General features: G+C 34.7%; 17 protein-coding genes. 7 read left to right on the forward strand and 10 right to left on the reverse strand.

The genetic code is table 11. The features are described from left to right. Positions 1-31 precede the first annotated feature (31 nt). The 3 genes from QW060_RS08155 to QW060_RS08165 all read right to left on the reverse strand — a co-directional run bounded on the left by QW060_RS08155 (position 32) and on the right by QW060_RS08165 (position 2,862). Positions 32-1,768: a T9SS type A sorting domain-containing protein gene (locus tag QW060_RS08155; protein WP_290363144.1), complete on the reverse strand. Its 1,737-nt coding sequence runs from the start codon at positions 1,766-1,768 to the stop codon at positions 32-34. A 396-nt stretch (positions 1,769-2,164) separates the two neighbouring features. Continuing rightward, the gene (locus QW060_RS08160) at positions 2,165-2,707 is read right to left on the reverse strand and encodes a dihydrofolate reductase family protein (RefSeq protein ID WP_290363145.1); all 543 of its coding nucleotides are present in this window, start codon (positions 2,705-2,707) and stop codon (positions 2,165-2,167) included. 14 nt (positions 2,708-2,721) lie between these two features. Then, positions 2,722-2,862 (reverse strand): hypothetical protein, encoded by a 141-nt coding sequence (locus QW060_RS08165; RefSeq protein WP_290363146.1) that lies wholly within the window; start codon positions 2,860-2,862, stop codon positions 2,722-2,724. A gap of 170 nt (positions 2,863-3,032) precedes the next feature. Here QW060_RS08165 and QW060_RS08170 point away from each other — a divergent pair, with 170 nt between their 5' ends. Together QW060_RS08170 and QW060_RS08175 are read left to right on the forward strand one after the other, a co-directional pair. Continuing rightward, positions 3,033-3,185, forward strand: a complete 153-nt coding sequence (locus QW060_RS08170; RefSeq protein WP_290363147.1) for a hypothetical protein — start codon at positions 3,033-3,035, stop codon at positions 3,183-3,185. Positions 3,186-3,242: 57 nt separating this feature from the next. After that, positions 3,243-3,443: a hypothetical protein gene (locus tag QW060_RS08175; protein ID WP_290363148.1), complete on the forward strand. Its 201-nt coding sequence runs from the start codon at positions 3,243-3,245 to the stop codon at positions 3,441-3,443. A 253-nt stretch (positions 3,444-3,696) separates the two neighbouring features. Here the strand turns inward: QW060_RS08175 and QW060_RS08180 are convergent, their stop codons facing one another. Both QW060_RS08180 and QW060_RS08185 read right to left on the reverse strand, forming a co-directional pair. Further along, on the reverse strand, positions 3,697-3,876 hold the full coding sequence (locus QW060_RS08180; protein ID WP_290363149.1) for a hypothetical protein: 180 nt from the start codon (positions 3,874-3,876) through the stop codon (positions 3,697-3,699). Between the two features lie 3 nt (positions 3,877-3,879). Then, on the reverse strand, positions 3,880-4,386 hold the full coding sequence (locus tag QW060_RS08185; RefSeq protein ID WP_290363150.1) for a hypothetical protein: 507 nt from the start codon (positions 4,384-4,386) through the stop codon (positions 3,880-3,882). Between the two features lie 559 nt (positions 4,387-4,945). Here QW060_RS08185 and QW060_RS08190 point away from each other — a divergent pair. Continuing rightward, positions 4,946-5,113 carry a hypothetical protein gene (locus tag QW060_RS08190; RefSeq protein ID WP_290363151.1) on the forward strand — a complete coding sequence of 56 codons (168 nt, stop codon included), beginning with the start codon at positions 4,946-4,948 and terminating at the stop codon, positions 5,111-5,113. A gap of 203 nt (positions 5,114-5,316) precedes the next feature. Here the strand turns inward: QW060_RS08190 and QW060_RS08195 are convergent, their stop codons facing one another. The 4 genes from QW060_RS08195 to QW060_RS08210 are packed head-to-tail and all read right to left on the reverse strand — an operon-like array spanning position 5,317 to position 8,215. Next, positions 5,317-5,568 carry a hypothetical protein gene (locus tag QW060_RS08195; protein ID WP_290363152.1) on the reverse strand — a complete coding sequence of 84 codons (252 nt, stop codon included), beginning with the start codon at positions 5,566-5,568 and terminating at the stop codon, positions 5,317-5,319. Beyond that, positions 5,555-5,800: an AVAST type 1 anti-phage system protein Avs1c gene (avs1c, locus tag QW060_RS08200; protein WP_290363153.1), complete on the reverse strand. Its 246-nt coding sequence runs from the start codon at positions 5,798-5,800 to the stop codon at positions 5,555-5,557. The genes QW060_RS08195 and avs1c (QW060_RS08200) overlap by 14 nt, the downstream gene beginning before the upstream one ends. Next, entirely contained in the window at positions 5,787-6,032 is a 246-nt protein-coding gene (avs1c, locus tag QW060_RS08205) for an AVAST type 1 anti-phage system protein Avs1c (RefSeq protein ID WP_290363154.1), read from the reverse strand. The genes avs1c (QW060_RS08200) and avs1c (QW060_RS08205) overlap by 14 nt, the downstream gene beginning before the upstream one ends. Further along, complete coding sequence (locus QW060_RS08210) at positions 6,029-8,215, reverse strand: hypothetical protein (protein ID WP_290363155.1); 2,187 nt, start codon at positions 8,213-8,215, stop codon at positions 6,029-6,031. Before QW060_RS08210 ends, avs1c (QW060_RS08205) begins: the two co-directional genes overlap by 4 nt. 295 nt (positions 8,216-8,510) lie before the next feature. Between QW060_RS08210 and QW060_RS08215 the strand changes: the two genes are divergently transcribed. Then, positions 8,511-8,753, forward strand: a complete 243-nt coding sequence (locus QW060_RS08215) for a hypothetical protein (protein WP_290363156.1) — start codon at positions 8,511-8,513, stop codon at positions 8,751-8,753. Between the two features lie 421 nt (positions 8,754-9,174). On the opposite strand, the gene QW060_RS08220 is transcribed toward QW060_RS08215, so the two are convergent. Continuing rightward, positions 9,175-9,321 (reverse strand): hypothetical protein, encoded by a 147-nt coding sequence (locus QW060_RS08220; protein ID WP_290363157.1) that lies wholly within the window; start codon positions 9,319-9,321, stop codon positions 9,175-9,177. Positions 9,322-9,938: 617 nt separating this feature from the next. Here QW060_RS08220 and QW060_RS08225 point away from each other — a divergent pair. From QW060_RS08225 to QW060_RS08235, 3 genes are all read left to right on the forward strand, one after another. Beyond that, complete coding sequence (locus QW060_RS08225; RefSeq protein ID WP_290363158.1) at positions 9,939-10,148, forward strand: hypothetical protein; 210 nt, start codon at positions 9,939-9,941, stop codon at positions 10,146-10,148. A gap of 144 nt (positions 10,149-10,292) precedes the next feature. After that, on the forward strand, positions 10,293-10,439 hold the full coding sequence (locus QW060_RS08230; protein ID WP_290363159.1) for a hypothetical protein: 147 nt from the start codon (positions 10,293-10,295) through the stop codon (positions 10,437-10,439). 548 nt (positions 10,440-10,987) lie between these two features. Beyond that, entirely contained in the window at positions 10,988-11,146 is a 159-nt protein-coding gene (locus tag QW060_RS08235) for a hypothetical protein (protein WP_290363160.1), read from the forward strand. Positions 11,147-11,163 lie beyond the last annotated feature (17 nt).

Below are 11,163 nucleotides of genomic sequence, written 5' to 3' on the forward strand. Positions count from 1 at the left end.
TTATAAGGGTAATAGCGTGGTTTATATGGTTTTATTTGATACGTATTTTTTTTATCTGTAATTCTTTGTTGATATAGGCTACTACGATGTAAGTACCTGTTGAGAATCTTCCCAAAGAGTGGGTTTGCTGCTGAATATTTCCCAGTGCTTTTTTGTGTATCAGCTTACCATTGATTTCATAGATGGCAATCTCTACAAGTGCTGTATCAGGGAGATCAAATCGCACGTAAACTTCATCGGTATCCGTTGCCGGATTCGGATAGATAGCCCAGACTTCTTTGCTATTTTGTTGGAAAACGCTGAAGGACTGTTTTACAAAACAATCTGCACTCTGATATGTGATCAGTTCATAAGTACCTTCTTCGGTAAGTTGTATTGTAGTTCCTGTACCTATTTCTTTTCCGTTTTTGAGCCATTGATAATTTAATGTTGCCTTATTTGATGCCTCCGTATTCAGATTGATAGAGACCGGTTCCTGTTCCAGAATATAATATTCTTTCAGGCTGCTTTGTTTTAGCATTGCTGAAGCAGCAGGTATTCTGCGTTGTAGTTTTTTGCTGTTATAACCGATACTCACATCGTAGAAAGCAGTCTGTTCTGTAGGTAAGGTATAGTTTTCTTTGTATTGGTTGGTTGATAGTACTACTTGTTTCTTATCATCGGTTACCAACAGACTGAAATCGCGCAGTTTGTTGTTATTTTTCAACAGCAAATCTGTAGCACGGCAATCTGCTTGATAAGTTACCTGCAGTTCTGTTTCCCGAATTCTGAACTGGAAAAAATGATCCGTATCCGCTATCAGCGGAATATTTTTAAAGGCGATATGACCGTCCTGCAGCACGGCTTCAAATACTGTTTCTTTTCCATCACGCTGCACAATTAGCTCATAATCAGATAACTCTTTTCCCTGCAGTAGTTTTTCCGGAAAAGCAAGATTCACTTCTACATTCTGTATAGCGGTTCGGGCAAGCCATATTTTTTTGCTGCGTTTTGTTTTTTTATCAAAAGCAAATTCTTTTTTATTATTTCCCAATAATACAAAGGAACCATCTCTGCCAAATATTTTTTCAGGGTCAGAGAAGGAAACCATGAGATCCTGATCTTTGGAGTGTATGCTTTTTTCCTGCCATAAATTGAAATAAGAGGCATATCCTATTCCGAAAATGGCATGGTTAAAGGCTTTTTGTGTGCCCTCCCATAATCTTTTGTCTTTATACACATATTTTTTATAATCAATCAGGTCAATTCCGTATTTAAGGCTCAGATAGGTTCTGATCTCATTTGCATTGTCATAACCGGATCCGTTGACCAAAATAAGTTCATACAGATTGGTATTTTTCAGGTCGGCATTCATCCAGAATCTGCCGTTCTCTATATTTGAAAAACTAATATCTGCGAGTTCTCCGAATGCCTCATTGTACCCGGAAAGCTTTATGGAATCATTTATAACCTGATTTTTACCATCGAGGAACAGGCTGTTATTTTCACCTAAAATTGAGATCAGATATTCTTCTTTTCCTTTTTCTGATTTGTAAACCAGAAATAAGTGATTGGAATTATTGATTTTTTTAGATGAACTCCATATATCAGCTCCGGAAGCGTTGATATGAGTATGGAAATTCAAAGTGCTTAACGCAGTAGTTGTATCGTTAACTTTCTGATGATTGTACACCCATAAGGTAGGTCGAAATGAAGGGCTTTTTTGAGAAAAACAATCAAAGTAAAGTACAAATACCACGAAAAAAGTTAAAATTAACTTTGTTTTCATGCGTATTTTATTAATATTTAAGGGTGATAAAAATACAAATTATTTGCAAAAAAAATAATTTTAGTAAAAATAACAGTGCCAAAACTGCCAAAAGCAATATTTTTAATCAATAATTTTATGATAAAAAATAAATTTTAACAAAAACTAAATTATAGTTATTTAGAACGATCTATCTTTTTTAACTAAAATGAGAAATAAACAATAATTTTAATTTATCCTTAAATAAGGATAAAAAACATCATTTATAAACGATTACAGATCAAATAAATACAATTAAAATGTCATTTTTTACAAATTCAGTTATGCCGAAAAACAAAAAAAAGAGCAACTTTTGGCGTTGCTCTATGAAAAATGCTAAATTTTTAAAAAAGGGTCTGATGAATTATTCGCACTTTATCACATAGAATGATAAGTGAGTTCCACTACACCAGATCTGAAAATTTTTGTATTTGTTAATTGCAGCTGTACGCGATCTGTAATACTTTCAAACAAAGGCTTGCCACTTCCGAGAACAACCGGATGAACGGATATTTTGTAGACATCGACCAAGCCTAAACCAATAAAGGTTTTGATAAGATGGGCCCCTCCATAAAGCCAGAGGTCCTTTTTCGCATTTTGTTTTATTTCAGCCATCTTCTCTGCGATATTATCCGAAATATAGATCGCATTTTTATCTGTTCTGCTCTGATGAGAAAACACTACTTTGTTTTTGGAATGAATTGCAGTCCACATTTCTTTTTCTGGCTTTTCTGCATTTTCATCAGGTTGATAATTTCCCCACTGCTCATAACTAATACGTCCATACAATATGGTATCAATACTATCAAGAAAAGCATCAAAATCCATATCATCGTCCATAATACACCAGTCGGTTTCTCCATTTGGTCCTTCAATAAAACCGTCTAAACTCATCGCCAAATTTAAGATGATCTGTTTCATATTGCTTGTTTTTTTTAAGCAAAGATAGAAATCCATTTTAAAGTCTGGAGAACAGAATCTGTCAAAATCATGTAGGAAATATAAGGGCTAAGAAAATGGTTTCCTGCGTCATTTTTAAAATTTCTGCTATATTTGTACTTCTTATGAGAAGGCATTATTAGGTAACCTTTTCACATGTAGCGGGATACTTTAAATAAAAATCCTTTTTTTCTTTTTGATGGACATCTCTTCATCTGTTGCTGAAAATCTAAAAAAATAAACCATTCATGTTCTTTGTCTGAACTAAAAAGGTTCCTTACCTCATCTTATATTAACAACTTACCATATGAATACAATAAAAAGAATAACTCCTACGGATTTCAGAGGAGAATTTATGCCGGAAATATCGGCTGATTTTGCGATTCTGAAAACTCCGATTCAGGTACACGATATAGCTAAAACATCGGGTTTTATTAAAGTACCTACTCCACCAACCTGAATTTAACTTTATTTTCACATCACTAAAGGAAGTGCCAAACAACAGATAGATGCCAATGTGGTATCTATAAAGGAAAATGAAATCTTATTCGTCAGACAGGGCAATGTAACTTCTTTAAGAGAAGTAAGCCCGGATGCTGCGGGATATATGATTTTATTTGAAGACCAGACCCTTAATCAATTGTTCTCTAAGTCGGATATCTTGTTAACCTCTTTTACCATATCATTGAATCTATTAATCCCAATAGCTTCATATTGAATATAAATACTCGTAATTTCATCAAACAATTCAGCTATTTCTTCACGACTAAGCTGTGCAAGTAGCTTTTCCTTTTTTTGATATAATTCTTCCTCTTTTATGACGACAGCCATTGAGGTATCTTCACACTTATAAAGAAGTTGTACACCCTCTTCTACTGTTTTAAACTTCGTCAACAACAGGTTTTCGGTAAGCCAATCCGTAAAATCCATTTGTTCACCTCCTTCCCATGGTGGATTTGTCTCGTATGAATTTACCTTATCAAAAACTCGTCTCGTGTTGCTATAGATACTCTATATTCGTCAGAAGTATAATAATTTACTGGCTCTTCCATCAGATCGCGGAATTGCTGTACCCGATCGGTTGCTTGCTCCTGTGCTTTTGTACCTAAATCAAAAAGCAATAAGCCTAATAATACGACTGTTTTTTTCATTTTCTAAGGATTACTATGTTTGATCTGTGCGGTGGTATCGGAATTACGAATAATGCTTTCAGAGAATTCCTTTCGTTCTTGACTTTTATTGTAAGCTTCATTCACAATATAACGGGAAAGTACAGGAAAAAAAACTTCGTACATTTCCTCTTTACTAAGGTCACTAACTATAGAGTCCAGTTTACTAAATAATATCCTCATTTTGTAAGATACAGCATCCGCCTGCTGTCCACATCGGTAAAGCATCATTACTCCTTCTTCCGCAGAAGAAAACTTAGTTACGCCTAAGTTTTCTGTAAGCCAATCTCCTAAATCCATTTGTTCACCACCACCTAATGGGGGTTTTGTAACAGTCAAATTAATCATATCATAAAAAGTATCATAACACTCATTCATAGATATAAATTCATCCGAAGCAAAAAACGCAACTGATTCGTCTACAAAGTCCTGAAATATTGCAACGTTATCTTTTTCTGCTTCCTGTGCAAAAGTTCCTAAGCCAAAAAGCAATAGTCCTAATAATACAATTGTTTTTTTCATAATTCAAGGTTTTTAGTTTTACTATTTTTTTAAGTTATCCACTTATATTATTTTTTAGTTATAGAATTTTATAGATCTCTAAAATTTATTATAGCAAGGGATACTAAAATTTTATGATATCAGTGATCTCACAAAACCCGGTTCAAATATTTTTGTTATCTAAAAATCTACCGTAGTCAGCTGCATGTGTGGTAGTGGTCTGCAGTCTGTTACCCGTCTAAGTCTTGTGGTAGGTTATTCTCAAAGTAAAGTATAATAATTTAAAGAAACAAATTATTTTCAGTGAAAAAATTAAATATTTAAAAAATATTGTTTTGAAAATCAAATGTTTAAACATTCAGTTTTATTTCTTTAAACATAATAAACATAGTATCTGATAAACTTTCTTCATTTTTTCATATCATTAATGAACTGCTTAAAATGGAGGAAAATTGCTCTAAATCTATATAAGGAAAACTATAAAAAAGTTTTATTTTAAAAAAAATCGAGAATAATTAAAAAAAAACGGAACAAAGTAGATTTCTCTATCTTGTTCCGTAAAGTGATCCCGCTGGTACAGAACTCGAACTCTTTTTTGGAAGATTTAAGGCGATTAAATCAGTTGAAAGACAGTCCATATCAATACGACTCAGAGGAATATGAGCATAAACCTACACAGCCGAAGAATACGAAGCAAGGTAGGAGATTAAAAACATAAAGGCTGATTTGCAAATTTCTTTTTGACGTCGTGCCGTATAGCAAACAAATTCCTTCGTATCTATAATATTAGAGTTTATTTATTAATATAGCCTCGTGCGATGATTAGGCGGATAGATGGAATTGCTATTATAAAAGACAGCCTTTTTCAAAGCGCATAAAAAACTTTTGGATAATAATTAGGTAGTATTTCATTTGTAAACATTAATCACTCATCCATTTTTTCATGTTTGCTTGTAATCGTGCTTGCTCATTTATCGTCAAAAAATTCAGCCGGCGATTAGGGTGATTTTTTATGTTTTTTATATGCGGATACGTGGCCCATAAAAAATTTCTAAATAAATCATCGTCACCGCTTTCCGTTATTCGGTAGGTATCCTCTGCCAATAGAAAAAGATTGTGTTCAAATTCTCTTCTCGTTTTAGGCGGAGACATACCATACTTATTCTTCTCCATTTTCTTTTGTTTTAAATTCCTTTTGATAACTCATTTGTGTCACCATATTTGCCATGAGTCGTGCCATTTCATCAACTGTATGAAGGTTTACCCTTTGATTAGGAGCATATCTTGCATTCATCATTCCTTTAATTGATCTTATACTAGATTTAGTAAGGTGTATCTGTCCTTTTTCTGCCCTTTCTTTAAGCAAATGCATATTATGTTCAAACTCCTTTCTACTGTTTGGCATCTTTTCTGTTTTTAAATTCTGGTCTGTCGAAATTTGCTAGTGAATTAGCTAATAGCCGTGTCGATTCATCAATAGTTAAAAAGTTTGTACGCCTATTTGGCAATTGTTTTGCCTTCAACAAGCTATTGAGTATCCTCCGACTAGGCGGCAATTGAAATGTCTTCCTTTCGATGCTTTCAGCAAGGATGTCAATATGCCGTTCAAATTCTTTTCTATTGCTCGGCGTAATCATCTTATTATTTCCTTTTGTTCAAACACATCAATGTATCTGAATTTGTATCCAAATGATATTTGCCAAATCAGTTTATACCCGGATTTCAGCGTTTCTATTCTATCTTTTGTTACGGTGGTATAATAGCCTGTTTTTTCAGCAACCCCCTGTTCTCTATTATCCCAATTTCTTCCTTTACGCCAATATACAGATTTAGTATTGTCTTTTAGATTTGGAATTAGAGTGCCTAGAGTTGCAGTCATTACAGCCGGTACCAGCTCACTTCCGGTAACATTACTTGCATATTCACTCTTAATAAATAACGGAATTACATCTTCTTCTTTCTCAGAAACAATACCAGGATAAGCATTCGCAGGAAAAGTCGGCCAAGGATAAGAGTGGCGTTTTACAGAGAATTTTGCTACTGGGATCAGGTAGGCCGTGAGCTCTATTTTTTCTTTAGAGCTTCGGCGAGATTCCGAGTGTTCTGTAGCATAGTAATTCAACGGAAGCTCATTGTTAACTAATAATTTGTCAAAAGCAATATTACCGGTTTCAAAAAAATCTTTTACAGCGTTTTCAAAACTTTCATTATTGCTATTAAACTGAGGTGTTAATTTGTTTTCCGGGAAAGTTGGTTGATAAAACCGTAATATATTAGCAACTTTCTCTCTGTCACTGAGTGTAGTGCAAGAGCACACAGCAACATTTAAAGCGTATCTCAAAAGAACATCAAAATCCGAAACAAGGGAGATGTCGTTATGATCATTGAAACTCCGATCAATATATTCACTTACTTTTTGAGTATCCTCAATAGATAGTGGGGTCAATGCTTTTACCTGTCCCACCAATATCTCAGCAAACTGTTTGGTTAAAATATTTAACTCGTTAAGCTCATATAAGGGGTCGCTTAACGGTTCCAAATATTCTTCTTCAAACACTATTTCACCTTTTCTTTTATTAGATACAGCAAAAGTTTGCTCAAACTTTGCAATCAACTCATCTAGGTCGGTAATGCCACTATTTTTAAGCTCGATAAGAGATGTAAGAATGGCCTCCCTTACCATAAAGTGATTAAGCTTCAATAGTTCTTGTTCCTTTTCTTCAAAAGCAGTTTTCAGATTTTCGGCAAAACCATCAGGATTTACATTTGAGAGCTGATGAATAATTGCAGCGGAAAGTTCCTGTGAAATGCTATAGCCGCCACTAAGTATTTCCTTAACGAGTGCTCGCAAAATAATACCTGGATTAATGGAACCGAGCCAAACCAAGATTTCAATAACTCGATTTTTTACAACTAACGAAGGATGATTTAAAAACCAAATAAGGAACTTTAGTAAATGATCATCTTGTTCATCGGTATTTACTTTATCGGCTCCTTTATTCAGCCACTCATACCGGTCATAAAAATGCTGGTCAGTTCTCACCATCAAATTAATATGCTCCAGGACAGTTTCTAAAATCAACTGCTTTTCTTGCTCGTCATTTATATTCCGAAGCAATGAAATAATTTGGTTGGCAATGACCCATTCTTCAAAATAAGGCTCATTAATAATCAGTTGTTTTATGTCTTTAATAAATTCTTCAGAGTTATTATACGTTTCAGCAAAAAGATTTCTTATGTCATTAATTTTATTGGAATAGTTAAATGACCATATTCCATATTTTTCATTTTGAACTTTTTGCAATGCGTCGATTATCACTTTTCTTGCACCGCTTTTATTTTCTATATCAATCTTCTTTTGTGCCTCGTCTTTTGCAATAATTAGTTCGTCAAGAGGATCTTTTTCTTCTCGTTTAGGAGTTGAAGGTTTTCTTTCTTCTTCAGTTTCTTCTTCAGTTTCTTCTTTTGAGGGTTGAGTCGGTTGCATTTCAACCGCTTCTAAATACGGTTTCAATTTCTCAAAATTTGAAGTGCTCAATTCGCTAAACAATTCCCGTAAATACTCATATCGAAATTCATCGCTTATTTCAGTAACCAGAAACCGAGCCAGACGCTTAAATATTATGTCTAACTTTTCTGTATCATTGTTTTCCAAATGGTTCAAAATACCTGCCTGAATCTTTGCATAACCGCTAATGTATCTATCATCCCCAAGCATAAACAATTCGCTAAGTCCCCAAACGATAGGAGAACCTGAATCTTTAATATTCCGCAACATGTCCATTACACCACTCTGCTCTTCAATTGTCCTGGCCCCCAATATATATCCTTCGCCTTTGTAAGGCATATCAACCGTCCCAGACTCAGCATTAGCAATAATGGTTTGATGATCCGGAAGCAACAAATGTTTAAAGTATTCTATTGACTTGTTTAAAAACCCGACTTTGGCCAAATCGCCGACAAACTCTTCCTGCTGCTGTTTCACATATCGTTGGAATGTCATCTCGCCGGATGCATTATGAAGATGCGCTGCGAACTTCTGGAGGTAGGAAAGATTACCATCTTTAGGAACAATATTTGAAACAGCAGTATTTATTATTCCCAATTGAGCTTCTTTGTACCATGATGGTCCCATTGAGGTATCAATCATTTCCTTAAATGCTTTTCTAGCCTTATCCTCATTCTTTAGGAGTGCATATAATTCAACTAATCTCAACAAGTATTCATTTCTTTCCCATCTATTTTCTACAGTGTTTACAATATGGCCTTCTAATACTTTTGCTACTTTGAAAGCAGACACTTCATGTTTGGCTTCCTTAGCTAATTCCCTGGCAATAACAAATAAGCTATCTGTATAACCTTCGGTGTATAACCCAAGCTGATATGGCTTCTTATTGACTATTTGCTCAACAAAAGCGGGAATATAATCTGGGAAAGCATCTATCAATAAATGAATCAGGTTTTTGTAGATGACCGGGTAAATAGATTCAGGAAGGGCATAGCTTCTCTTCCAACTCATCCTATCTCTTAAGTCCGGAATTAATTTTTCAATTAGCGCGGTTAGTTTACTCTGAAGCTGTTTGATCTCTTCATTCCTGCCATCAATTTTATAACGCTTTACTTTTCCTGCCAGGAAGCATAAATGCTTAAAAACAGATTTTATACTTTCTTCCCAATTGGATAAGTACCCATATTCTGATAGTTCCGGATATTGGTCTACAGTATCAAAATACCCAAGACATTCTGCATTGAGTGTAAACCGATGTATGGATTGATGATTTAAATCAACGCCATTTTCTTTTCGCAAATCGAATTCCTCGGCACCTGGAAAGACATTCTTGTATAGATTCTCAACAAGATCAAGACTTTTTGATCTTCCCAATAAAATATAAAGCAAAAAGAAATGATAATCAGGATGAGTACCATACTTGTCAATCACATACTCTAGATCTTCTATCCAGGCAGGAATATTATCTTCTGTTTTAACAATGGGGCTTTTTTCTTGAAATTCTAATGCATGGTATATGCTTATTGAGATAAAGCCACTTGACTTATCGTCAAATGTGAACTTGTCCTCAGTTTCCTTAGTAAATGGGGGTAGATTAAATCTCCAGATAAGATAGCCGCTATTGTAAGAACCTATATCATCTTTAAATTTATGTATAGCTTCTTTTGGATTACCACTTGCTTCAATCATTTTAATTGCCGTTTTCTTCAGGTGTCCAAACTCATGAAAAGCATTTTCAAAATCAGAGTTTGATGATAAGGTAACAGCGCTGAATTTTAATTGGATAAATCGATTGAAGGTATCAGTATCAAAGCCACTTTCTACTATATTTCTACACGTCTGACTAATTGTATTTAATAATATTTCAGCTTCTTCATCTGCTCCATATTCATAAAATTTTTGCAAAAGGTATAATGCATCCCCGTCGGAAGTGATTAGTGTTTTATTGCGTACAATATACCTTATCGCCTCTTCCGGTCTGCCTAAAGCCAGTAAAGCATTTACAAGGAAAATGGCGTTTTCTTGAAAAAGTGTATTGTACCTAAAATTCACTCGCTGTGAAAGAAGCAATAAAGAAATGACTTTGTGCGCTATCCCTAATTCAGCAGCAAGGCCGATTACATTTTTAACGTCTATCAAAACAATATCAGGGTTAATACTGTTTAATGCACAGTCATCAATCCATACCTGGTTACATTCGTCTAATGCGTTTCTTTTACTTTGCTCATCTCCATGTGCCAGGTGATACACTTTCTCAGACAGGCTAAAATTTGTCTGAGGGTATTTTTGAATATAATTACTTATGTTTTTATGTACCTGTTCGTCTAATTCATCTGTCTTTTTATTTACAAAATCAGAAAAAGAGGTGTGATAGATACTTATCGCTTCATTGTCTCTTAACAAGTGTTCGATCTTCTTAAAACCTGACAGGAAACTATGCCTTGTAGCTTCGGGCTGTATTTCTGATAAGGTTTTCTTATCCACCGGTATTCTTAACCTTGATAAAGTAGCTGCAAGCCAGATTTCTTCTGGATGATCATTTATTTGCAGCCAGATTTTGTTATAATAGTTTTCTATTTCTCCACCAATTACAGGAATCGAACTAATCCAATCATCAATAGAAGGTATTTCGTCCATTCCTAAAATATACTTGGTCAAATACCTTAGATAAAGCGGATGCCCTTCTGATTTTTCTGCCAGTGCGGCTATTTGATTTGCGTTAAGCCCTTTTTCTTTTATATGCTCCAAAAGGTATTTCTCCGCATTCTGAATTGAGAGTGGTGTGACCTTAATTTCTTTTGATGCATCAATTGTGGTCTGGATTGCATTAGGTAATAACTCTTTTGATGTACATGAGAAAATCACCTTGATATGTGGAGGTAACTTAACAGGCAGCACGGAGAGAAAGTTCTCTATTTGGGATTTGCTAACATCATCCAAACCGTCTATAATCAAAAAGGCTATTTTCCCTTGTTGTTGATAATGTATGGATAACTGCTGTATTGCTTGGTGAATTTCTATTATCCTGTCATTTAGTGTTTTTTCAGCTTTGGGTTTGGGTGGCGGACTATTATACAAGGTACGGTGACAAACTTCTTCTACCCATTTCATAAAAAAATCCGGTGTCGCCCTGATTTGTGTTGGAATTTCTTCGCTCTCCGGAACTTTTACAAAAAACCTATCGCTTATAATATGATTGCCACGCTCAAATTTGAATTGAGCAGCTATTGTAGTTTTGCCTGAACCCGGGCTGCCACTTA

It is taken from the genome of Paenimyroides ceti (genome assembly GCF_030409925.1).